This window comes from Gemmobacter lutimaris (genome assembly GCF_003570715.1).
Lineage (GTDB): Bacteria > Pseudomonadota > Alphaproteobacteria > Rhodobacterales > Rhodobacteraceae > Gemmobacter > Gemmobacter lutimaris.
The window spans coordinates 633,596-654,821 of the sequence record NZ_QXXQ01000001.1 but is presented as its reverse complement, the minus strand read 5'-3'; the positions used below and the strand labels follow the sequence as shown (position 1 = coordinate 654,821).

The window sequence follows — 21,226 nt, the reverse complement described above, 5'->3', positions numbered from 1 at the left end:
TGCGGGTGAACGGGGTGCAGGTGGCGGCCGAAACTCCCCCCGGCGTGATGACCGCCCTGAACGCCGGGCTGATGATCGGCGCCCGTGACGGCGCGGGCCTCTTCGCCGGAATGCGGCTCTACGGCCTCCTCATCATCGACCACATGCTGTCCGGCACCGAACTCGCCCGCGCCGAACGCTGGGCCGCAAAACAGTGTGGCGCGATAATGGGGTAAAGCCTCAAAGCAGGCTTATACGCCCCTTTTATCGTCTGAGCCGAAAATCGCTCTGCTGCAGGATTCATTGTAAAACTCTGCAGCTTTTGCCGTCACGCTACACCCAGTCACGCTACAGCTACAGCCAGCGCAGGACACTGATGGCGCTGAGTCCGTTGCGCCACAGTCTGCCGCCCCAAGATGCGGTGTCGCAAAATTGCCTCTGGGCGAAGGCTGGGGTTCTGCGCTAGGGTCTGTGGATAACTGGGGCCCAAAGCCAAGGTGAACCCCGGACAACGAGGCAGAACAGACAGGACAAGGGGGACGGCCATGCGCTGCCCATTCTGCGGCAATATCGACACCCAGGTGAAGGACAGCCGCCCCGCCGAAGATCACGTCTCGATCCGGCGACGGCGCTTCTGCCCTGCTTGTGGCGGCCGCTTCACCACTTATGAACGTGTGCAGCTTCGCGACCTCGTGGTCATCAAGACCTCGGGTAAGCGGGAGGATTTCGACCGCGACAAGCTGGAGCGGTCCATCCGCATCGCCATGCAGAAGCGCCCCATCGACCCCGAACGCATCGACCAGATGATCTCGGGCATCGTGCGGCGGCTGGAAAGCATGGGCGAGACCGACATCTCCTCGCGCATCATCGGCGAGATCGTGATGGAAAGCCTCGCGCGGATCGACACGGTCGCCTATGTGCGTTTCGCCAGCGTTTACAAGAACTTCCAGGCTGCTGACGATTTCGACAAATTCGTCTCGGAATTGCGTCCCGCGCAGGAAAAGACCGAGGAGTGAACGACGCGGCCTATATGCGCTCTGCCCTCGCGCTGGCGGCGCGAGGACTGGGCAATACCTGGCCCAATCCGGCGGTGGGTTGTGTCATCGTGACCAACGGTCCCGGTGGGGGCCGTGTAGTGGGGCGCGGCTGGACCCAGCCGGGTGGCCGCCCCCACGCCGAACGCCGGGCACTCGATCAGGCAGGCGAGGCGGCGCGTGGCGCGACCGCCTATGTCACGCTGGAACCCTGTGCCCATCACGGCAAGACCCCGCCCTGTGCCGAGGCGCTTATCGCCGCTGGCGTGGCTCGGGTGGTCACGGCGCTGACCGATCCCGACCCGCGCGTGGCGGGGCGCGGGCATGCCATGCTGCGGGCGGCAGGCATCGCGGTGACCGAAGGCATCTGCGCCACCGAGGCGCGCGCCTTGCAGGCCGGGTTTCTGAAGCGCGTCGAACAGGGGCTGCCCTTCGTTACGCTGAAGCTCGCCACTACGCTGGATGGCCGCATCGCCACGGCGAGCGGCGAAAGCCGCTGGATCACCGGGGCCGAGGCACGGCGCGCTGTCCATGCCATGCGGATGCGCCACGATGCCGTGATGGTGGGATCGGGCACAGCACGGGCCGATGACCCCGACCTGACGGTGCGCGACATGGGGTCTGTGCGACAGCCGGTGCGCATCGTGATTGACAGTCGGTTGAGTCACAGCCCCGGCAGTCGCCTTGGTCGCAGCGCGCGGCAAGTGCCGGTCTGGCTGATCCATACCGCGACCGCGTCAGACGCCGCCCGCGCCGCATGGGCCGCCACGGGGGCCGAACTGATCGCGGTGCCCGAGGTCGACGGCCACGCCGATCTGCGCGCCGCGATGCAGGCGCTGGCAGGGCGCGGCCTGACCCGCGTCTTCTGCGAGGGCGGCGCTGATCTGGCTGCCGTCCTGATCCACGACGGGTTGGTGGATGAGCTTGCGCATTTCGGCGCCGGTGCGTTGATCGGGGCAGAGGGGCGCGCGGCGCTTGGTCCGTTGGGGCTGAAGGCGCTGGCCGATGCACCACGCTTGCGGCGTATTGAGACGACCCCGGTCGGCGCCGATGTGCTGACCCGCTGGACGCTGGTCTGAGCCTTAGCGGGGCAAATGTTTCGCGGCCTCTTTCCGGGCGAAGGCTTTCATCCCGGCGCCATGCTCGGCCAGAAACGCCTCGACCCGTGCGGCATCGTGTTTCGACAGATCACGCAGCCACCAGGCGATGGCCTTCTGGATGAACCAGTCGCCGTCTTGCACATAACCCGCCGCCCAGCCCAGCACGCGTTCGCGCGCCTCAAGCTCTGCCGGTTTGGGGAAATTCAGCTTGGTCAGCGGCAGGGTGATGACCAGCGCCGCACGGCGCTGCCACATCAGCGGGCTTTGGGTCCAGCTTTCCACCGTATCGAGCCGCGCAAGATCGGCCATCACCCGCTTTTCGCCCGCCTTGCAGGCGTGATCGGCAATCGCCCAGGCGTCGAACTCGGGCACCCAGCCACAGATCATCTGCCAAACCGCCTCGTCGGGCCGGATGCGGGCCTGCGTCAGCAGCTTCGCCGCCGCCACGCGGCCCTCATGCACATCGCTGCGCCACAGACCTTCGGCCAGCGCCAGCCGTTCCTCTGCCGTCACTTCCTCGCGCCAGGCCTTGGCCAGTGCGTCGATTTCGGGCACGGTTACGCCCAGATAGCGGCGCCCGGCCTTGTGATAGGCTGCCATTTCCGGCGCCTTCGCGGGATCAGCAGCGGCTTCCAGTTGTGCAAGGGCGGTGGCGGTGTCGATCATCGGCGGCTCCTGTCTGGTCTTCCCGATCTAGCAGCCACGACAGCGAAGGCCAGTGCTTTGTCACCCCTTGACCGAAGGGCAGGGCAGGCGGATGCTTTGCGCCATGATGACGGAGGGTCCGATGCGCCACCTGTTCGCTGCCTCGTTTTGTCTTGCTCTTGCGGCCTGTGTTTCGCCTGACCCGCCTGCCGATGGCGAGCGGATCGAGCTTTCCAGCGGCGGGGCGTTTTCCGGCTCCACCCGCCTTGTGCTGACCCCGGATGACAGGGCGGTGACTGCGATTTCGGGCCCGTTTTCGGACAAGAGCCAACGTACGGTGAAACAGTTGCGCCCCGGTGCCTTTGCGGCGGCGCGGGATTACATCCTCGCCCATCCGATTCCGAAATCGCAGCTCACGTCCGAGATTTGCGAGGACTACGGCGCCGACACGATCCTTTACGCCGGGCCGGAGCGTGAAATTCGCTATGCGGCGGGCTGCCCGAATCCGGCCATTACTGCGCTGGACGGCCAGATCCGCGCGCTTTTGTCGGGCGGTTAATCCTCACCCAGATTGGCGCCGATGCCGGTGGACAGCCCGTCGATCGAGGTGCGGTTCTTTTCGTCCCAATAGGCGGCCAGACCGGCCTCGCCCTTCTGTTCGGCCCAGTTGCGCAGCACCGGGCGTTCGCGCGGAGCCTCCATGAAGGGCACGGCGAAGCCGCAGGAGGTTTGCACCATCTCCACCGTCATGTCGAACACCTGCCGCGCGCCGGGCACGTCGGGCAGTTCTGCCGCCAGCGCGGGCCAGTCGGCATCGCCGCGGTGCACCGTCCGCGCCGTGCCATAGGCGCGCAGGATCAGCGGCCGCGTGCCGAAGCTGCACCACATTACCGTCATGCGCGGGTCCAGCGGCAGATGCGCCGCCGTCTCGTTCCCCGAGCCGGTGACGTTGAGCCACAAAAGCCGGTTCGTCCCGGTCACGCGCAGCGAATCCATTCCCTTCGGGCTGAGGTTCAGCCGCGCGCCCGGCGCGCTGGTCGCCACGAAAAACAGCGGCTGTTCCGCGATGAAGGCGCGGTGATCCTCGGTGAAACCGTCAAACTGCTTTGCCATTGCTTCTGCCTTGCTATTCCACGGTTACGGATTTCGCCAGATTGCGCGGCTGATCGACATCGGTGCCCTTCGCAATGGCGGTATGATAGGCGAGCAATTGCGCAGGCACGGCATAAAGGATCGGGGCCAGCAGGTCGGGCACCTGCGGAAGCGTCAGGCAGCGCCAGCATTCGGCGCCTGCCTCGGCCACGCCGGGCTGATCCGACAGCAGCAACACGCGGCCATGACGCGCCATGACCTCCTGCATGTTGCTCACGGTCTTTTCGAACAGCGCATCGCGCGGGGCCAGAACCAGCACCGGAACACTGGCGTCGATCAGCGCGATGGGACCATGTTTCAGCTCGCCGCTGGCATAGCCTTCGGCATGGATATAGCTGATTTCCTTAAGCTTCAGCGCGCCTTCCAGCGCCAGCGGATACATCGCCCCCCGACCGAGGAACAGCACGTCCTGCGCCTTGGCAAGTTCTTCGGCCAGTGCCTCGATCTCGGGTGCAAGGGTCAGCACTGCATTCATCAGCCCCGGCAGCAGCCGCAGGTCGGCCAGATGCGCCGACAGTTGTGCTTCGGTCAGACGGCCGCGATCCTGTGCGGCCTTCAGCGCCAGTGCCAGCAGCACGGTCAACTGGCAGGTGAAGGCCTTGGTCGAGGCGACGCCGACCTCGACCCCCGCCATGATCGGCAGCGTCACATCGCATTCCCGCGCGATGGAGGAGGTTGTGACATTCACCACTGCAAGCGTGCGCGCCACCTTGTCTTGCGCATAGCGCAGCGCCGCCAGCGTATCGGCGGTTTCGCCGGACTGGCTGACGAAAACCGCCCAGCCGCGTTCCGACAAAGGCGGCGCACGGTAACGGAACTCCGACGCGATGTCGATGTCGCAAGGCAGGCCAGCAAGGCTTTCAAACCAGTATTTCGCCACATGGCAGGCGTAATGCGCGGTGCCACAGGCCACCAGTGTCAGCCGGTCCACGCCGTTGAAATCCACCTCGGCCGGCAGGTTCAACCCGCCGTCGCGCAGATAGTGGCGCAGCGCATCGGCCAGCACCACCGGCTGTTCGGCGATTTCCTTCGCCATGAAATGCTTGAAGCCCGCCTTTTCGATGCGGGTCGCGTCGATCTGGATGCGGGTCATCGCGCGATTGGCATGGCGGCCTTCGGAATCGAAGATCTCGGCGCCCTTGCGGGTGATCACCGCCCAGTCGCCTTCCTCCAGATAGGTGATGCGGTCGGTCATCGGCGCCAGTGCGATGGCGTCCGAGCCCACGAACATCTCGCCATCTCCGTGCCCGATGGCGAGAGGCGAGCCCTTCCGGGCGCAGATTATCAGATCGTCTTCGCCCTCGAACAGGAAGCACAAGGCAAAGGCGCCGTGCAGGCGTGGCAGGATGCGGGCCGTCGCCTCGGCCGGGGTGCGGCCCTGTGCCAGTTCGTGCCGCATCAGCAGGGCGACGGTTTCGGTGTCGGTCTCGGACTCGAAGCTGTAACCTGCGGACGTCAGTTCGGCCCGCAGATCGCGGTAGTTCTCGATGATACCGTTATGCACCACGGCGACATTCCCGGCGCGGTGCGGATGCGCATTGGCCACGGTTGCCGCACCATGGGTCGCCCACCGGGTGTGGCCGATACCCGACCGCCCGGTCAGCGGCTCGTGCACCAGCAGGTCTGACAGGTTTACCAGCTTGCCCACAGCCCGGCGGCGATCCAGCCGCCCCTCGTTCACTGTGGCGATCCCGGCGCTGTCATAGCCGCGATATTCCAGCCGTTTCAGCGCCTCGACCAGCAGGGGCGCAACATGATGGTTTCCCAGAACCCCGACAATACCGCACATTATTTGGCGCCTTTCTGTCGTTTTTCTTTAATCGACTTATACATTTCGAACATCTTGGGGGCGAGACCGGGTTTGACGACCTGCCGCGCCCGTCCCAGCGCCACCGCCTCGGCGGGCACGTCCGCGGTGATGACAGAGCCCGAGCCCGTCATCGCCCCGTCGCCCACCGTCACCGGCGCCACCAGCATGGTGTCGGACCCGATAAAGGCGCGTTTGCCGATCCGGGTGCGATGCTTGTTCACCCCGTCATAATTGCAGGTCACCGTGCCCGCGCCGATATTGGTGCCTTCACCCACATCGGCGTCGCCCAGATAGGTCAGGTGCCCGACCTTCACGCCTTCTTCCAGAATGGCGTTCTTGATCTCGACGAAGTTGCCGACATGCACATCCTCGGCCAGCTCGGCACCGGGGCGCAACCGCGCGAAAGGCCCGACATCCGCGCCGCGGCTGACATGGCAGCCTTCCAGATGGCAGAAAGCCTTGATTTCCGCACCGCTTTCGATGGTGACGCCGGGGCCGAACACCACATTCGGCCCGATGATCGCATCGCGCCCCACCACCGTATCCAGCGCAAAGAACACCGTCTCCGGCGCGGTCAGGGTTACACCGTTGTCCAGCGCTTCGGCCCGCGCGCGCGCCTGAAAGGCGGCCTCCGCCTCGGCCAGTTGGGCGCGGGTGTTGACACCCAGCGTCTCGGCCTCGTCGCAGGTGACAACGCCCGCCGAAAGACCGCGCTTGCGGGCAAGCTCTACCACATCGGTCAGATAATATTCCCCGGCTGCATTGTCATTGCCAATCGCTGCGACCAGATCGAGCAGCAATGCGGTATCGGCACAAATCACGCCTGAATTGCAAAGCGTTATCGCGCGTTCCTCATCTGTGGCATCCTTGTATTCCACAATGCGGTCCAGCACCTCGCCCTGCGCGATCAGCCGGCCATAGCGCCCCGGATCGCGCGCCTCGAAGCCCAGTACCACCACGGCGTGACGCGCGCGGGCGTCCAGCATCGCCTCCAGCGTTTCGGGGCGGATGAAGGGCGTGTCGCCGTAAAGCACCACACAATCTCCCGCCTCCCCTGCAAGCGCGGGGGCGGCCTGCGCCACCGCGTGTCCGGTGCCAAGCTGCTCGGCCTGAACCACGATTTCGCAAGCCTCGTCCCAGGCGCGGGCCGCCTTGCCGACCGCCTCGGCTCCGTGCCCGGCAACCACCACCACACGCTCGGGCGACAGCGCGGCACCGGCCTGCATCGCGTGATGCAGAAGCGGCGCACCGGCCACCCGGTGCAGCACCTTCGGCAGATCCGAATTCATCCGCGTGCCTTGCCCCGCGGCAAGAATGACGAGAGAGACGGGCATGATACCTCTTTCCTTGGCGTTGCGCCCGTTTTAACCCCATGGCCGGGGCGCGCAAGCCATGCGCCTTCACACATCCTTTCGTCAGGTTTCAGGAGTGCGGGCGCATGAAAACGGTAGTCTTCGATCTGGATGGCACGCTGGCCGATACTTCTGCCGATCTGGTGGCGGCGGCGAATGCCTGCTTTCGCGGCCTCGGGCATGGTGACCTGCTGGACCCGGTGGCCGATGCGCTGACCGCGTTCCACGGCGGGCGGGCGATGTTGCGGCTGGGGTTCTCCCGCCTCGGCGGGGTGGATGAGGCGGCGGTGGATGCGCAATACCCGGTGCTTCTGTCTGCCTATGCCGAGGGGATCGACACCCACACCCGCCTTTACCCGGGCGCCGTCGAGGCGGTGGAGGCGCTGCGCACCGCCGGTTACGCGACCGCCATCTGCACCAACAAGCCCGAGGGCCTGGCCGAGACGCTGATGACACGGCTGGGGGTGCGAGGCCTGTTCGGCAGCCTGATCGGCGCCGATACGCTGCCTGTGCGCAAGCCCGACCCCGCGCCCTATCTGGCGGCCGTGCGCGGCGCGGGCGGCGATCCCGCACGGTCGATCCTCATCGGCGACACCGAAACCGACCGCAAGACCGCCGCCGCCGCCGGGGTGCCCTGCGTGTTGGTCAGCTTTGGCCCCGAAGGCCCGGCCATCGCCCGCTTGGCCCCCGAGGCGATGCTGGACCGCTACGCCGATCTGCCTGCGCTGGCGGACCGGCTGCTGGTTCAGGCCCCCGCACAAGCCCCACGTTGACAGTCACGCGGTGTGGGTGCAGAGGTCGGGGATGGAACGCTTTACAGGCAGCTTCACCCAGCAGGAACCGATCCCCGAGGCCGCCATCGCCGCCGCGCTGCGGGTGATGCAGTCGGGCCGCCTGCACCGCTATAACACCACCCCGGACGAGATCGCCGAGGCGGCGCTGCTGGAAGAGGAGTTCGCCGCCACCACTGGCGCGCGCTATTGCCTCGCTGTCGCCTCGGGGGGCTATGCGCTGGCAACCGCACTGCGGGCATTGGGCGTGCAGCCCGGCGAAAGGGTGCTGACCAATGCCTTCACGCTGGCTCCGGTGCCGGGGGCCATCGCTTCGGTGGGCGCGGTGCCGGTTTTCGTCGGCGTGACCGAGGGGCTGGTGATCGACCTCGACGATCTGGCGGCGAAGGCCGAGGGCGTGCGGGTACTGATGCTCAGCCATATGCGTGGCCATATCTGCGACATGGAGGCGCTGATGCGCCTCTGCGACGCGCGCGGCATCACGGTGATCGAGGATTGCGCGCATACGATGGGCGCGGCTTGGGACGGGCGTTTGACCGGGCGCTGGGGGGCAATGGGTTGCTTCTCGACCCAGACCTACAAACACATGAATTCGGGCGAGGGCGGGCTGATCATCGCCGATGACCCGACGCTGATGGCGCGGGCGGTGCTGCTGTCGGGCAGCTACATGCTTTATGGCCGCCACCGTGCCGCGCCACCGCCCGAAGCTTTTGCCGATCTGCGGCTGACCACGCCCAATATCTCGGGCCGGATGGACAATCTGCGCGCGGCGATCCTGCGGCCGCAACTGGCCGACCTGCCGCGCCAATGCACGCGCTGGAATGAGCGCTACCGGGTGGTCGAGGCAGGGCTGGCCGAAACGCCGGGCCTGACCCGGATCAAGCGCCCTGCGGCGGAGGGCTTCGTGGCCTCATCCTTCCAGTTCCTGCTGCTCGACTGGCAGCCCGAGGCGATCCATGCGGTGATCGCCCGCTGCGGCGCGCGTGGCGTGGAACTGAAATGGTTCGGCGCCCCGGAGCCGGTGGCCTTTACCAGCCGCTATGACAGCTGGACCTACGCGCCCAGTGCCCCGATGCCCGCGACCGACCGTATCCTCCACGGCATCATCGACATGCGCCTGCCGCTCACCTTCAGCGTTGAGGATTGCGCCCAGATCGCGCGTATCATCCGTGCCGAGGTTTCGGCGGTGTTTCAGGGCGACACCAGCGCCCCTGACCTGACACCCCGCGCAGATTGATCTGTCGCCGGGGGCTTTGCGCCCCCACGGCTCCTGCGGAGCCTCCCCCGCAGGATATTTTCGGACAGAAAATAGGGGCGGAGCGTTCCAGGCATTTTTTGTCGGGAAATATCCTCGGGGGTGAATTGAGCCGCAGGCTCAAGAGGGGGCAGACAGCCCCTTTCCCTTGCCTCAGGGCAGCGGCACCACCGACAGCGACATCTTGCCCGAACCTTGCGTCACCTCGCTGGCATGCGCGAGGTAGATCAGCGCGTTGTTCTTCGCGTCATAGATCCGGGTCAGCTTCAGCGACTTGAAGATCAGCGACCGGCCCTCGCTGAACACCGCCTCGCCGCCGCGGCCCTTGTCGATGTCGCCCAACGTGATCGGGCCGGTCTGCGTGCAGTCCACCGCCGAATAGCTGGGGTCTTCGAACCAGTTGCCCTGACTTAGCCGGTCGATCAGCGAGCGGTCGAAATAGGCCAGGTGGCAGGTGACGCCCTGCACCTTCGGGTCGGGGATCGCCTCGATGATGATGTCATTGCCGACCCAGTCCACGCCCACCTTGCCGACGGTTTCGGCCTTGGCGGGCAGGGCGGCAAGGGGGAGGCAGAGGGCGGCGATGGCGGTGAGCAGGCGCATGGGGCGCTCCTTTTTATGACGAATTCAAGGTGGGGGTCTGCTGGACAACCCGCAAGGGTGACGCGGCGTTCCATGGGCGCAGCCTGAAGGAAATGCTTGACGCGACTCGGATTCGGATATTAATTGAACGTGTGTTCATTTCTTGGGAGGGAACCATGTTCACATCGCCGATGCGCTTCGATCTGGGCGAGGATATCGCCGCGCTGCGGGACATGGTGCACCGTTGGGCTCAGGAGCGGGTGAAACCGATTGCGGCACAAGTGGACCGGGACAACGTGTTCCCGGCCCAGCTGTGGCGCGAAATGGGTGAGCTGGGTCTTCTGGGCATCACCGTTTCCGAGGAATATGGGGGGGCAGGGATGGGGTATCTGGCCCATGTCATCGCGACCGAGGAAATCGCCCGTGCCTCGGCCTCGATCAGCCTGTCCTACGGCGCGCATTCCAACCTGTGCGTCAACCAGATGAAGCTGAACGGCTCGCCCGAGCAGAAGGCGAAATACCTGCCGGGTCTGGTGTCGGGCGAGAAGGTCGGTGCGCTGGCGATGAGCGAGCCGGGCGCCGGCTCCGACGTGGTGTCGATGAAGCTGCGGGCGGAGAAGCGCAACGGTTACTATGTGTTGAACGGCAGCAAATACTGGATCACCAATGGCCCGGATGCCGATACGCTGATCGTCTATGCCAAGACCGACCCCGAGGCCGGGCCGAAAGGCATCACCGCCTTCATCATCGAGCGCGGCTTCAAGGGCTTCTCGACCTCTGTGCATTTCGACAAGCTGGGCATGCGCGGCTCGAACACTGGCGAGCTGATCTTCGACAATTGCGAAGTGCCCTTCGAGAATGTGCTGGGGCAGGAGGGCAAGGGCGTGCGCGTTCTGATGTCCGGCCTTGATTTCGAGCGCGTGGTGCTGTCGGGCATCGGCACCGGCATCATGGCGGCCTGTCTGGACGAGGTGGTGCCCTATGCGAAGGAACGCCACCAGTTCGGCCAGCCCATCGGGAATTTCCAGCTGATGCAGGCCAAGATCGCCGACATGTATGTGGCGATGAATTCGGCTCGCGCCTATGTCTACGAGGCGGGCCGCGCCTGTGACCGGGGCGAGATCACCCGTGCCGATGCGGCAGGCTGTGTGCTTTATGCCAGCGAGCAGGCCATGGTGCAGGCGCATCAGGCGGTGCAGGCGCTGGGTGGGGCCGGGTTCCTCAATGACAGCGTGGTCAGCCGGCTGTTCCGCGACGCCAAGCTGATGGAGATCGGTGCCGGAACCTCGGAAATCCGGCGCATGCTGATCGGCCGCGAGCTGTTGGCGCAGGGATGACGGGGGCAGGGGGAACTGGTGTCATGGAAAAGGGGCGCGGTCAGAACCCGCACCCCTCCGCACCTTTCCGTCCCGTGAAGGGATCAGAACTTCATGATGTAGGAAATACCGGCCACCACCGGGTCGATATTTACCTTGCCGATCTTGGTGCCGTTCAGCTTCACGTCGGCGTCGATGTCGATATAGCGCAGGTCCATCCGCAGCGCGGCCTTGTCGTTCAGCGCGTAATCCATGCCCAGATGGGCCGCGAGGCCGAAGCTGTCGTCGATCTTCAGATCGCCGAGGGGCGAGCTTTCCTCGAAGAAGGTCGTGTAGTTCAGGCCAAGACCAACGAAGGGTGTGATCGGGCCGCCGGTGGGGATGTGCCAGTTCACCGTGATCGTGGGGGGCAGGTGCTTGGTGTTGCCGGCATAGGCGCCGCCTACATTCACCTTGTGCTTGAAGGGCAGGGCGCCCAGCACCTCGATCCCGATATTGTCACGCACGAAATATTCGAAGGTCACGGTCGGGCGCGCATTGTCCTCGACATCCGCTGCCGCACCGGCCAGCGTGCCGTTGTTGCCCTTGGGCGCGACATAGCCGATCCCGAGGCCAAGCGTCATGTCGCCCGCCGATTGGGCAAGCGCGGGGGCCGTCAGCGCGGCGGTGGCCAGAAAGGCAATCGCAAGGGTTTTCATCTTGGGTCTCACAGGTTGTTTGCGGGGCGAACCTGCACCCTGCACCGGGCGGAAAACCTTGACGTGGATCAACTCCGCAGGCATTCCGGCTGCGACATTTATACATGCAATTATTTGATATGTATAAATAATGTGACTCTCTCGCGTCGCATTTTCCGCCCCTCCGCCCGCCTCGCCGCAGACCATCAACAGGACTGACCGACATGAAACTGACCTCGCGCATCCTCACCGGCTCTGACGCCTTCAAGGCCAATCGCGCCGCGCATCTGGGCATGCTTGACACGGTGGCGCAGGCGGCGGCACTGGCCGCGGCCGGGGGGGGCGACAAGGCGATGGCCCGCCATGTCGCTCGGGGCAAGCTGCCGCCGCGTGAAAGGGTGGCGGATCTGCTGGACCCCGGCTCGCCTTTCCTCGAGATCGGCGCCACGGCCGCGCACGGGCTGTATGACGGTGCCGCCCCCTGTGCGGGCGTGATCGCCGGGATCGGTCGCATCCACGGGCAAGAGGTGATGGTCGTTTGCAACGACGCCACCGTGAAGGGCGGCACCTATTACCCTATGACGGTGAAGAAACACCTGCGCGCGCAGGAAATTGCCGAGGAATGCGCGCTGCCTTGCGTCTATCTGGTCGATAGCGGCGGCGCCAACCTGCCCAATCAGGACGAGGTTTTCCCCGACCGCGACCATTTCGGCAGGATCTTCTATAATCAGGCGCGGATGAGCGCGAAGGGCATTCCGCAGATTGCGGTGGTGATGGGCTCCTGCACTGCCGGTGGTGCCTATGTGCCCGCGATGTCGGATGTGACGATCATCGTGAAGGAACAGGGCACGATCTTCCTCGCCGGTCCACCTTTGGTGAAGGCCGCGACGGGCGAGGTGGTCAGCGCCGAGGATCTGGGCGGTGGCGATGTGCATACGCGGCTGTCGGGGGTGGCGGATTATCTGGCCGAGGATGACGCGCATGCCCTCGCACTCGCCCGCCGTGCCGCCAGCCACCTGAACCGCGCCAAACCCGCGACGGTGCAATGGCAGTCTGTGGAAGCCCCGGCCTATGACCCCGAGGAAATCCTTGGCGTCGTGCCGGGCGATCTGCGCACGCCCTATGACATCCGCGAGGTCATCGCCCGCGTGGTGGATGGCTCGCGCTTCGATGAATTCAAGCCGCGTTTCGGCGAAACCATCGTCACCGGCTTTGCGCATGTCATGGGTTGCCCGGTCGGCATCGTGGCCAATAACGGCGTGCTGTTTTCCGAGGCGGCACAGAAGGCCGCGCATTTCGTCGAATTGTGCAGCCAGCGCAATATCCCGCTGGTCTTCCTGCAAAACATCACCGGCTTCATGGTCGGCCGGAAGTATGAGAACGAGGGCATTGCCCGCCACGGCGCCAAGATGGTGACCGCCGTTGCCACCACCAATGTGCCGAAAATCACCATGCTGGTGGGTGGCTCTTTCGGAGCAGGGAACTACGGCATGGCGGGGCGCGCCTATCAGCCGCGCTTCCTCTGGACCTGGCCGAACTCGCGCATCTCCGTCATGGGCGGCGAACAGGCGGCGGGCGTGCTGGCCACCGTCAAACGCGACGGGATCGAACGCACAGGCGGGACCTGGACACCCGAGGAAGAAGCCGAGTTCAAGCGCCCCACCATCGAGATGTTCGACCGGCAAAGCCACCCGCTCTATGCCTCGGCCCGGCTGTGGGACGATGGCATCATCGACCCGCGCCGCACCCGCGAGGTGCTGTTCCTTTCGCTTTCCGCTGCGCTGAACGCGCCGGTGGAACCCACGCGCTTCGGCGTGTTCCGGATGTGATGGCCGTGCGGGCGCGTGCGATCCCCCTTTGCAGGGCCAGAGGCGCGGCGCTTGCCCCGCGCCGCCCGGTCGCGCATCACAGGGCAAAGCCTTTGCAAAGCGAAGTCATGCGCCTCAATCCCGAACTCACTGCTTATATCTTCGTCACGCTTCTGGTGCTGTGGTCTGCCGCGCATCGCTATGCGCCGGTCGCGCCGCGGTCCGGCGAGGCGCAGAAGCCGGTGACGCGCGAGGCGCCGGGCGGTCTCGTCGGTTGCACGACAGGCTATGTCTATGACGGCGATACGGTCGAGCTGATCTGCGGCAACCGGCGGGACCGGGCCCGGCTTGCGGGCTATGATGCGCCGGAAACGCACGAGCCCGGCTGTGCCGCCGAAGCCACGCTGGGCGCCCGTGCAACCGACCGGCTGCGCGGGCTGCTGCGCGCCGCGACCCCCGCGATGACTGATCTTGGCATCGACAAATATGGCCGACGCCTGATCCGCCTGCGGCTTCCGGGGGGCGAGGATGTGGCGGACCGCATGATCGCCGAGGGGCTGGCTGTGGCCTATGACGGTGCGCAACGCATCGACTGGTGCGCCCGGATTGCCGCAAGCGGAGGCGCCAAATGGCTGAGCCCCTGATCGACACCCGCTTCACCCGCGCCTTCGGTCTGCACCATCCGGTCGCGCTGGCTCCGATGGCGGGCACCACGGGCGGGCGGCTTGCTGCTGCCGTGGCGCAGGCCGGGGGGCTGGGTCTCCTGGGGGGCGGCTATGGCGATGCCGACTGGATCGCCCGCGAATGGGCGCTGGCCGAAGGCGTGCCCATCGGCATCGGCTTCATCACCTGGCGGTTGACGCCTGCGCTGCTGGCCGAATGCCTTGACCGCGGCCCGCGCGCGGTCATGCTGTCCTTCGGCGATCCGACGCCCTTCGCCGACGCGATTCATGCGGCAGGTGTGCCGCTGATCTGCCAGTGCCAGACGCTCGATCACGCCCGCGCTGCGCTGGATGCCGGGGCCAGTATGCTTGTCGCACAGGGCGCCGAAGCGGGTGGACATGGCCAGTCTCGCGGCACCTTTACGCTGGTGCCGGAACTCGCCGACCTCATCGCCGCCCGCGCGCCCGGGACACTGCTGCTGGCCGCGGGCGGTATCGCTGACGGGCGCGGCCTTGCCGCCAGCCTGATGCTCGGGGCGGATGGCGCCCTGATTGGCAGCCGCTTCTGGGCTGCGACCGAGGCGCTGGTGCCGCCGGGCTTTCATGCTGCCGCAATCACAGCCGACGGCGATGCCACCCTGCGCACCCGCACGGTGGATGCGGTGCGTGGCTTCGACTGGCCCGCGCCCTTTGACATCCGCGTCCTGCGCTCCGCCTTTACTGACCGGTGGCATGCCGATCCGCAGGCCTTGCGCGGGCCCGGTGCCGCCAATGCCCGCGCCGACTGGGCCGCGGCACAGACGCAAGGCGATGCCACCAACGGCTCGCCCGTCGCGGGCGAGGCGGTGGGGCTGATCCATGACATCGCCCCCGCCGCCGATATCCTCGCCCGTCTCACGGCCGAGGCCGCGCAGCGCCTCTCGTCCTCATCTGTTCACAAATATCCTCGGGAGGCGGGGCCAGAGGCCCTGCGGGGGGCAGGCAGCCCCCCGTCCGCCCCCGATCACCCCGCGCCGGAGGTCTGACATGTTCCAGAAAATCCTGATCGCCAATCGCGGCGAGATTGCCTGCCGCATCATCGCCACCGCCCGGCGCATGGGCCTTGCCACTGTGGCGGTCTATTCCGAGGCTGATGCCCATGCCCGCCATGTCGCGCTGGCGGACGAATCTGTGGCCATCGGCGGCCCGGCCCCGCGTGACAGCTATCTGCGCGGCGATGCGATCATCGCCGCCGCGCAGGCGACCGGCGCGCAGGCCATCCATCCCGGTTACGGCTTCCTGTCGGAAAACCCCGATTTCGTCGATGCGGTGGAAGCTGCGGGCCTCACCTTCATCGGCCCTTCCGCGAAAGCCATCCGCGCCATGGGGTTGAAGGACGCCGCCAAGCGCCTGATGTCCGAGGCCGGTGTGCCGGTTGTGCCCGGCTATCACGGCGACAATCAGGATCCCGAACATCTGGCTGGCGCGGCCGAGGCGATTGGCTGGCCGGTGCTCATCAAGGCCGTGGCAGGGGGCGGCGGCAAGGGCATGCGCAAGGTCACCCGTGCCGAAGATTTCGCTGCCGCGCTGGACAGTGCGAAAGGCGAGGCCGCCACCGCCTTCGGCAATGATGCCGTGCTGATCGAGAAATATGTCGAAAAGCCCCGCCATATCGAGGTTCAGGTGTTCGGGGACGGCAGCGATGCCGTGCATCTGTTTGAACGCGACTGCTCTTTGCAGCGGCGCCATCAGAAGGTGATCGAGGAAGCCCCGGCTCCCGGCATGCCCGCCGAAATGCGCGCGGCCATGGGCGAGGCCGCCGTGCGCGCCTCGCGCGCCATCGGCTACAAGGGCGCGGGGACAATTGAATTCATCGTCGACGCCTCCGATGGCCTGCGCGCCGACCGTTTCTGGTTCATGGAGATGAACACCCGCCTTCAGGTCGAACATCCCGTGACCGAGGCGATCACCGGCGTCGATCTGGTGGAATGGCAGATCCGCGTGGCGGCGGGCGAGGCGCTGCCCCTGCGGCAGGATCAGCTTGCCATCAAGGGTCATGCCTTCGAGGCCCGGCTTTACGCCGAGGATGTGCCCGCAGGATTCCTGCCCGCCACTGGCACACTGGCGCATCTCGCCTTCCCCGAAGGCGCGCGTGCCGATACCGGCGTGCGGTCCGGCGATACGATCAGCCCGTGGTATGACCCGATGATCGCCAAGGTGATCGTGCATGGCCCGACCCGCGAAGTTGCCTTGCAACAACTGTCGCGCGCCCTGGCAGAGACGCAGGTGGCGGGCACGGTGACGAACCTTGGTTTCCTTGGCGCGCTGGCCCGGCATCCGGGTTTTGCGGCGGGCGATGTCGATACCGGACTGATCGAGCGGGATCTGGAGGCGCTGGTCGTCAGTCCCGTGCCTTCGGCAGGCGTGCGTGCGGCGGCGCTCCTGGCCAGTGCCGGACTGACTGCACGCCCTGCGCTGGGCTTCACACTCTGGGCGCCTCTGGCGCGGCGTCTGGCGGTGCGGCAGGGGGATGAGGTCACCGAGGGGCTGCTGACCCTCGACGCCGAAGGTCCGCGCATCACGGTCGAGGGGGAACGTCTCGTCCCGCCCGCGCTGCCGGTGGTGCAGGCGGGCGGCCTGATCCATGTCTTCGACAAAGGCGCCTGCCACAGCCTTGCCCCGGTCGATCCGCTGGCGCGTGAGGCCAGTGGCGGCGCGGCGGGGAATGCCACGCTGTCGCCGATGCCCGGTCTGGTGAAGGCGGTCTTCGTGGCCCCCGGACAGGCCGTCGCTGCGGGGGACCGGCTGGCCATTCTGGAAGCGATGAAGATGGAACACACGCTGACCGCCGCGCGCGATGGCGTGGTGGCCGAAGTACTGGTCACCCCCGGCACCCAGGTCGAGGCGGGGGCGGCGCTGATCCTGCTGGAGGCCGAAACCGCCGAGGTGGCGGCATGATCCGGCTGCATCACTGCCCCGGCTCGCGGTCCATGCGTGTTCTCTGGGCGCTGGAGGAGCTTGGCCTTGACTACGATCTGGTCAGCTACCGGCTGGATGACGGCTCCACCCGCCGTCCGGAACTGATGGCGCTGTCGCCCGCAGGGCGCGTGCCCGCGCTGGAGATTGACGGTCAGGCGATCTTCGAAAGCGGTGCCATCATCGAATATCTGTGCGAACGCTTTCCGGAGGCGGGCCTTGGTGTGGCCCCCGGCACGGCAGAACGTGCGCGCTTTCTGGAATGGGTGCATTTTGCCGAAACGCAGGCCAATATCCTGCAATCTCTGAACATCCAGCATATCTTCCTGCGCCCGGCTTCGGCCCGTTCCCCCGCCATGATGCAGTTGGAAACCCGGCGTCTGGTCAAGACCATGCAGGCGCAGGAGGCGGCGCTGGCAGGGCGCGATTGGCTGCTGCACCAAGGCTTCAGCGGTGCCGACCTGATGATGGCCTTCAACGTGACCGCCTGTTTCCGCTTCGTCCGTCCCGACGGCTTTGCCAATCTTGCCGCCTATGCCGCGCGGATCGCCGAACGTCCGGCCTATGCCCGCGCGCTGGAGCGGTCGGGGGAGGATGTCCTTTATACCCGCGATTTCTACGAATTGCCGGAGGCCTGAACCAATGACACAGGACCGCGCCGAAATCTTCGAAATGGGCCCGCGTGACGGGTTGCAGAATGAAAAGCGTCTGATCCCGGCGGCAGACAAGATCCGGCTGGTGGACATGCTGTCGCGCGCGGGATTCCGCCGGATCGAGGTAACCAGCTTCGTCAGCCCGAAATGGGTGCCGCAGATGGCGGATGCGGCCGAGGTTCTGGCCGGGATCTCCCGTGCGCCGTGCGTCAGCTACGCCGCGCTGACCCCGAACCTGAAAGGATACGAGGCCGCGCGCGCCGCCCGTGCCAGCGAGGTGGCAATCTTCGCTTCGGCCTCGGAAGGATTTTCCAAGGCCAATCTCAACTGCACCATCGCCGAAAGCCTTGATCGCTTCGCGCCTGTGGCCGAAGCGGCGAAGGCCGATGGCATCCCGCTGCGCGGCTACGTCTCGGTTGTTACCGATTGCCCCTTCGACGGACCGACCCCGCCCGCTCAGGTGGCCAAGGTCGCAGCCGTTTTGCGCGACATGGGCTGTTATGAAATCAGCTTGGGCGACACGATCGGTCATGGCACGCCTGAAACCATCCGCGCCATGCTGGAGGCAGTGCTGGCGGAACTGCCCGCCGAAAGGCTCGCCGGGCATTACCACGACACGCAGGGCCGGGCGCTGGAGAATATCGAGGCCTCGCTGGCGCTGGGCCTGCGCGTGTTCGACGCGGCGGTGGGCGGGCTTGGCGGCTGCCCCTATGCACCGGGCGCAGCGGGTAATGTGGCGACCGAGGCGGTGGCGGCGCGTCTGGCGGCGCTGGGCTTCGACACCGGGCTGGATATGGCGGTGCTGGACGAAGCCGCCGGATTTGCGCGCAGCCTGAGGGGGCAGGCGCAAATCTTTTGACCAAAAGATTTGCAAATTTCTTTGCAAGAAATTTGCGGCACGGAGGGACGGATATGTTCGAGACCATCACCATCGCACAGGATACGCGCGGCGTCGCGCGGCTGGTGTTGAACCGGCCAGAGAAGCACAATACGCTGTCGGCGACCATGATTGCCGAACTGACCGAAGCGGCGGCGCGGCTGGGCGGGGACGCTTCGGTGCGGGCCGTAGTTCTGGCCGCGGAAGGGGCCAGCTTCTGTGCCGGCGGCGATCTGTCCTGGATGCGGGCCCAGATCGACGGCGGGCCTGCGATGCGGCGCGAGGGCGCATTGGCGCTGGCGCGGATGCTGAACGCGCTCGATACCCTGCCGAAGCCTCTGATCGGGCGGGTGCAGGGGCAGGCCTTCGGGGGCGGTATCGGCATGATGTCGGTCTGTGATCTGTGCATCGGGGTCGGCGGCGCCCGCTTCGGGTTGACGGAAACGAAGCTTGGTCTGATCCCGGCGACGATCTCGCCCTACGTCGTGGCGCGGATCGGTGCGGCAGCGGCGCGGCGGCATTTCATGGCGGCGCGGCTGTTCGACAGCACCGAGGCGCATCGCATCGGTCTGTTGCATGCCGTGGTTTCCCCGGACGAACTGGATGCGGCTGTAGAGGCCGAGGTGACGCCGATCCTCGCCTGTGCGCCGGGGGCGGTCGCCGATGCCAAGGCGCTGGTGGCGCGGCTCGGTCCGCAGGTGGACGAGGCGCTGATCTCCGACACGGCCGATCTGCTGATCCGCCGCTGGGAAAGTCCGGAAGCCGCCGAAGGCATCGCCGCGTTTTTCGACAAACGCCCCCCCGCATGGGCGAGTCGCGCCTAGTCCGAGAGATTCCGTTGGGAAAGCCCTTTGGCCGGGCTTTCCGGAGGGGAGGGCGGCCACCCTATGCCGCGCTGCGGAATAATCCCGGTGTGCGACGGTATACAATCAACGAAATCACGCTCCCGCCTCGGGTTTTTCGTGCCGCCTTTGGTTGACCGCGCGTGAGGGCAGGAGTAAACGGGTCGCAGCAACGATCCGCGCGCGCCGGGCGTCCTGTGCCCCATGCCGCCAGCCGAAGGAGCCACTCGTGGACGGACTTCTCCGAGAATACCTTCCCATTATCATCTTTCTGGTTCTTGCCGTCGGTCTTGGCCTCGTGCTGATCCTCGCCGCCGTGATCCTTGCGGTCAGGAACCCCGATCCCGAAAAAGTGTCGGCCTATGAATGCGGTTTCAACGCCTTCGACGACGCCCGGATGAAATTCGACGTGCGGTTCTACCTCGTGTCGATCCTGTTCATCATCTTCGATCTTGAAGTGGCCTTCCTCTTCCCATGGGCAGTTGCCTTCGGGGACATGAGCATGGTGGGCTTCTGGTCGATGATGGTCTTCCTGGGCGTTCTGACCGTGGGCTTTGCCTATGAATGGAAGAAGGGGGCCTTGGAATGGGCGTGAGCACGAGCGCGAACCACGCGGCGAATGACCGTGATGCCGGCATGGTCGCGATGAACCGCGACTTGCAGGACAAGGGCTTTCTGCTCACCACCACCGAGGACATCATCAACTGGGCGCGCACTGGCTCGCTGCACTGGATGACCTTCGGTCTGGCCTGCTGCGCGGTGGAGATGATGCATACCGCCATGCCGCGCTACGACGTGGAACGCTATGGTTTTGCCCCGCGCGCCTCGCCGCGCCAGTCCGACGTGATGATCGTGGCAGGTACGCTGACCAACAAGATGGCCCCGGCGCTGCGCAAGGTCTATGACCAGATGCCCGAGCCGCGCTATGTGATTTCGATGGGCTCGTGCGCCAATGGCGGCGGCTATTATCACTACAGCTATTCGGTGGTGCGCGGCTGCGACCGTGTGGTGCCGGTGGATATTTACGTTCCCGGCTGCCCGCCCACGGCAGAGGCGCTGATGTATGGCATCCTTGCCCTGCAACGGAAAATCCGTCGCACCGGCACGCTGGTCCGCTGAGGAGGGGAAGATGTCCGAAGCTCTGACGCAACTGGGCGAGCATATCCAGCTGAAGCGCCCGCAGGCCGTTGTCGGCGTCTCCATCGCCTTCGATGAATTGACGGTCGAGGTGACGGCGGCGCAACTTGTCGCCTTTATCGACTTCCTGAAGACCGACAGTGCCTGCCGCTTTTCCACTCTGGTGGACATTACAGCGGTCGATCATCCCGAGCGCCCGGCGCGTTTCGACGTGGTCTATCACTTCCTGTCGATGTATCAGAACCAGCGTATCCGCGTGAAAGCGGCAGTGCGCGAGGACGAGATGGTGCCGTCCATCGTGTCGGTGCACCCCTCGGCCAACTGGTTCGAGCGTGAAGTGTTCGACATGTTCGGCATCCTGTTCTCGGGCCACCCCGACCTGCGCCGCATCCTGACGGATTACGGTTTCCGCGGCCATCCGCTGCGCAAGGATTTCCCGACCACCGGCTACACCGAGGTCCGCTATGACGAGGCGCAGAAGCGCGTCGTCTACGAGCCGGTGAAACTGGTGCAGGAATACCGCCAGTTCGATTTTCTCTCGCCGTGGGAAGGTGCGCAATATGTGCTGCCCGGCGACGAGAAGAAAGCCTGAGGGTCGG

23 protein-coding genes are annotated in these 21,226 nt (G+C 65.9%); 17 read left to right on the top strand and 6 right to left on the bottom strand.

Annotated features, from left to right (window positions below; genetic code table 11):
• The 3 genes from D2N39_RS22780 to ribD form a co-directional block, all read left to right on the top strand.
• Positions 1-215 (top strand): hypothetical protein (locus tag D2N39_RS22780; RefSeq protein WP_158589765.1); only part of this gene is annotated, 215 nt, incomplete at its 5' end.
• Positions 216-524: 309 nt separating this feature from the next.
• Complete coding sequence (gene nrdR, locus D2N39_RS03120; protein WP_054302633.1) at positions 525-995, top strand: transcriptional regulator NrdR; 471 nt, start codon at positions 525-527, stop codon at positions 993-995.
• Positions 992-2,092, top strand: coding sequence for a bifunctional diaminohydroxyphosphoribosylaminopyrimidine deaminase/5-amino-6-(5-phosphoribosylamino)uracil reductase RibD (gene ribD / locus D2N39_RS03115; RefSeq protein WP_325048507.1), 1,101 nt, complete (start codon positions 992-994; stop codon positions 2,090-2,092). The genes nrdR and ribD overlap by 4 nt, the downstream gene beginning before the upstream one ends.
• Before the next feature lie 3 nt (positions 2,093-2,095).
• Here the strand turns inward: ribD and D2N39_RS03110 are convergent, their stop codons facing one another.
• Positions 2,096-2,779, bottom strand: coding sequence for a DNA alkylation repair protein (locus tag D2N39_RS03110; protein WP_119133294.1), 684 nt, complete (start codon positions 2,777-2,779; stop codon positions 2,096-2,098).
• Positions 2,780-2,900: 121 nt separating this feature from the next.
• On the opposite strand from D2N39_RS03110, the gene D2N39_RS03105 reads away from it, so the two are divergent.
• On the top strand, positions 2,901-3,317 hold the full coding sequence (locus D2N39_RS03105) for a hypothetical protein (protein WP_147373437.1): 417 nt from the start codon (positions 2,901-2,903) through the stop codon (positions 3,315-3,317).
• Here the strand turns inward: D2N39_RS03105 and D2N39_RS03100 are convergent.
• Genes D2N39_RS03100 through glmU form a run of 3 tightly spaced genes read right to left on the bottom strand, consistent with a single transcriptional unit; the run spans position 3,314 to position 7,054 of the window.
• Positions 3,314-3,871 carry a pyridoxamine 5'-phosphate oxidase family protein gene (locus tag D2N39_RS03100; protein WP_119133292.1) on the bottom strand — a complete coding sequence of 186 codons (558 nt, stop codon included), beginning with the start codon at positions 3,869-3,871 and terminating at the stop codon, positions 3,314-3,316. The two genes, D2N39_RS03105 and D2N39_RS03100, sit on opposite strands and share 4 nt — an antisense overlap.
• 13 nt (positions 3,872-3,884) lie before the next feature.
• Positions 3,885-5,699, bottom strand: coding sequence for a glutamine--fructose-6-phosphate transaminase (isomerizing) (gene glmS / locus D2N39_RS03095; protein WP_119133291.1), 1,815 nt, complete (start codon positions 5,697-5,699; stop codon positions 3,885-3,887).
• Complete coding sequence (glmU, locus tag D2N39_RS03090) at positions 5,699-7,054, bottom strand: bifunctional UDP-N-acetylglucosamine diphosphorylase/glucosamine-1-phosphate N-acetyltransferase GlmU (RefSeq protein WP_119133290.1); 1,356 nt, start codon at positions 7,052-7,054, stop codon at positions 5,699-5,701. Before glmU ends, glmS begins: the two co-directional genes overlap by 1 nt.
• Before the next feature lie 104 nt (positions 7,055-7,158).
• Here glmU and D2N39_RS03085 point away from each other — a divergent pair, with 104 nt between their 5' ends.
• On the top strand, positions 7,159-7,845 hold the full coding sequence (locus D2N39_RS03085) for an HAD-IA family hydrolase (protein ID WP_119133289.1): 687 nt from the start codon (positions 7,159-7,161) through the stop codon (positions 7,843-7,845).
• Between the two features lie 31 nt (positions 7,846-7,876).
• Entirely contained in the window at positions 7,877-9,100 is a 1,224-nt protein-coding gene (locus tag D2N39_RS03080) for a DegT/DnrJ/EryC1/StrS family aminotransferase (RefSeq protein WP_119133288.1), read from the top strand.
• Between the two features lie 171 nt (positions 9,101-9,271).
• Here D2N39_RS03080 and D2N39_RS03075 read toward each other — a convergent pair whose 3' ends face one another.
• On the bottom strand, positions 9,272-9,721 hold the full coding sequence (locus D2N39_RS03075) for a CreA family protein (RefSeq protein ID WP_119133287.1): 450 nt from the start codon (positions 9,719-9,721) through the stop codon (positions 9,272-9,274).
• Positions 9,722-9,876: 155 nt separating this feature from the next.
• On the opposite strand from D2N39_RS03075, the gene D2N39_RS03070 reads away from it, so the two are divergent.
• Positions 9,877-11,037: an isovaleryl-CoA dehydrogenase gene (locus tag D2N39_RS03070; RefSeq protein ID WP_119133286.1), complete on the top strand. Its 1,161-nt coding sequence runs from the start codon at positions 9,877-9,879 to the stop codon at positions 11,035-11,037.
• Between the two features lie 83 nt (positions 11,038-11,120).
• On the opposite strand, the gene D2N39_RS03065 is transcribed toward D2N39_RS03070, so the two are convergent.
• On the bottom strand, positions 11,121-11,714 hold the full coding sequence (locus D2N39_RS03065) for an OmpW/AlkL family protein (RefSeq protein WP_119133362.1): 594 nt from the start codon (positions 11,712-11,714) through the stop codon (positions 11,121-11,123).
• 203 nt (positions 11,715-11,917) lie between these two features.
• On the opposite strand from D2N39_RS03065, the gene D2N39_RS03060 reads away from it, so the two are divergent.
• The 10 genes from D2N39_RS03060 (at position 11,918) to D2N39_RS03015 (ending at position 21,219) form a co-directional block, all read left to right on the top strand.
• Positions 11,918-13,522 carry a carboxyl transferase domain-containing protein gene (locus D2N39_RS03060; protein WP_119133285.1) on the top strand — a complete coding sequence of 535 codons (1,605 nt, stop codon included), beginning with the start codon at positions 11,918-11,920 and terminating at the stop codon, positions 13,520-13,522.
• 107 nt (positions 13,523-13,629) lie between these two features.
• Positions 13,630-14,145, top strand: a complete 516-nt coding sequence (locus D2N39_RS03055) for a thermonuclease family protein (protein WP_158589764.1) — start codon at positions 13,630-13,632, stop codon at positions 14,143-14,145.
• Complete coding sequence (locus D2N39_RS03050; protein WP_233557036.1) at positions 14,130-15,188, top strand: NAD(P)H-dependent flavin oxidoreductase; 1,059 nt, start codon at positions 14,130-14,132, stop codon at positions 15,186-15,188. The genes D2N39_RS03055 and D2N39_RS03050 overlap by 16 nt, the downstream gene beginning before the upstream one ends.
• A gap of 1 nt (position 15,189) precedes the next feature.
• Positions 15,190-17,100 (top strand): ATP-binding protein, encoded by a 1,911-nt coding sequence (locus D2N39_RS03045; protein WP_119133283.1) that lies wholly within the window; start codon positions 15,190-15,192, stop codon positions 17,098-17,100.
• The gene (locus tag D2N39_RS03040; protein WP_119133282.1) at positions 17,097-17,756 is read left to right on the top strand and encodes a glutathione S-transferase family protein; all 660 of its coding nucleotides are present in this window, start codon (positions 17,097-17,099) and stop codon (positions 17,754-17,756) included. The genes D2N39_RS03045 and D2N39_RS03040 overlap by 4 nt, the downstream gene beginning before the upstream one ends.
• A gap of 4 nt (positions 17,757-17,760) precedes the next feature.
• Positions 17,761-18,630, top strand: coding sequence for a hydroxymethylglutaryl-CoA lyase (locus tag D2N39_RS03035; RefSeq protein ID WP_119133281.1), 870 nt, complete (start codon positions 17,761-17,763; stop codon positions 18,628-18,630).
• 53 nt (positions 18,631-18,683) lie between these two features.
• Positions 18,684-19,472 carry a crotonase/enoyl-CoA hydratase family protein gene (locus tag D2N39_RS03030; RefSeq protein ID WP_119133280.1) on the top strand — a complete coding sequence of 263 codons (789 nt, stop codon included), beginning with the start codon at positions 18,684-18,686 and terminating at the stop codon, positions 19,470-19,472.
• Positions 19,473-19,719: 247 nt separating this feature from the next.
• Entirely contained in the window at positions 19,720-20,085 is a 366-nt protein-coding gene (locus D2N39_RS03025) for an NADH-quinone oxidoreductase subunit A (RefSeq protein ID WP_054302313.1), read from the top strand.
• The gene (locus D2N39_RS03020; RefSeq protein WP_054302312.1) at positions 20,076-20,609 is read left to right on the top strand and encodes a NuoB/complex I 20 kDa subunit family protein; all 534 of its coding nucleotides are present in this window, start codon (positions 20,076-20,078) and stop codon (positions 20,607-20,609) included. Before D2N39_RS03025 ends, D2N39_RS03020 begins: the two co-directional genes overlap by 10 nt.
• A 10-nt stretch (positions 20,610-20,619) precedes the next feature.
• On the top strand, positions 20,620-21,219 hold the full coding sequence (locus D2N39_RS03015; RefSeq protein ID WP_108128211.1) for an NADH-quinone oxidoreductase subunit C: 600 nt from the start codon (positions 20,620-20,622) through the stop codon (positions 21,217-21,219).
• Positions 21,220-21,226 lie beyond the last annotated feature (7 nt).

Bases quoted from the DNA above. Each gene is read 5' to 3' on its own strand.
- D2N39_RS03050 (WP_233557036.1), top strand. From the start codon at position 14,130: ATGGCTGAGCCCCTGATCGACACCCGCTTCACCCGCGCCTTCGGTCTG.
- D2N39_RS03035 (WP_119133281.1), top strand. From the start codon at position 17,761: ATGACACAGGACCGCGCCGAAATCTTCGAAATGGGCCCGCGTGACGGG.
- D2N39_RS03085 (WP_119133289.1), top strand. From the start codon at position 7,159: ATGAAAACGGTAGTCTTCGATCTGGATGGCACGCTGGCCGATACTTCT.
- D2N39_RS03100 (WP_119133292.1), bottom strand. From the start codon at position 3,871: ATGGCAAAGCAGTTTGACGGTTTCACCGAGGATCACCGCGCCTTCATC.
- nrdR (WP_054302633.1), top strand. From the start codon at position 525: ATGCGCTGCCCATTCTGCGGCAATATCGACACCCAGGTGAAGGACAGC.
- glmS (WP_119133291.1), bottom strand. From the start codon at position 5,699: ATGTGCGGTATTGTCGGGGTTCTGGGAAACCATCATGTTGCGCCCCTG.
- D2N39_RS03055 (WP_158589764.1), top strand. From the start codon at position 13,630: ATGCGCCTCAATCCCGAACTCACTGCTTATATCTTCGTCACGCTTCTG.
- D2N39_RS03020 (WP_054302312.1), top strand. From the start codon at position 20,076: ATGGGCGTGAGCACGAGCGCGAACCACGCGGCGAATGACCGTGATGCC.
- D2N39_RS03060 (WP_119133285.1), top strand. From the start codon at position 11,918: ATGAAACTGACCTCGCGCATCCTCACCGGCTCTGACGCCTTCAAGGCC.
- D2N39_RS03105 (WP_147373437.1), top strand. From the start codon at position 2,901: ATGCGCCACCTGTTCGCTGCCTCGTTTTGTCTTGCTCTTGCGGCCTGT.
- D2N39_RS03080 (WP_119133288.1), top strand. From the start codon at position 7,877: ATGGAACGCTTTACAGGCAGCTTCACCCAGCAGGAACCGATCCCCGAG.
- D2N39_RS03075 (WP_119133287.1), bottom strand. From the start codon at position 9,721: ATGCGCCTGCTCACCGCCATCGCCGCCCTCTGCCTCCCCCTTGCCGCC.
- D2N39_RS03015 (WP_108128211.1), top strand. From the start codon at position 20,620: ATGTCCGAAGCTCTGACGCAACTGGGCGAGCATATCCAGCTGAAGCGC.
- D2N39_RS03065 (WP_119133362.1), bottom strand. From the start codon at position 11,714: ATGAAAACCCTTGCGATTGCCTTTCTGGCCACCGCCGCGCTGACGGCC.
- D2N39_RS03070 (WP_119133286.1), top strand. From the start codon at position 9,877: ATGTTCACATCGCCGATGCGCTTCGATCTGGGCGAGGATATCGCCGCG.
- D2N39_RS03110 (WP_119133294.1), bottom strand. From the start codon at position 2,779: ATGATCGACACCGCCACCGCCCTTGCACAACTGGAAGCCGCTGCTGAT.
- D2N39_RS03030 (WP_119133280.1), top strand. From the start codon at position 18,684: ATGTTCGAGACCATCACCATCGCACAGGATACGCGCGGCGTCGCGCGG.
- D2N39_RS03045 (WP_119133283.1), top strand. From the start codon at position 15,190: ATGTTCCAGAAAATCCTGATCGCCAATCGCGGCGAGATTGCCTGCCGC.
- glmU (WP_119133290.1), bottom strand. From the start codon at position 7,054: ATGCCCGTCTCTCTCGTCATTCTTGCCGCGGGGCAAGGCACGCGGATG.
- D2N39_RS03040 (WP_119133282.1), top strand. From the start codon at position 17,097: ATGATCCGGCTGCATCACTGCCCCGGCTCGCGGTCCATGCGTGTTCTC.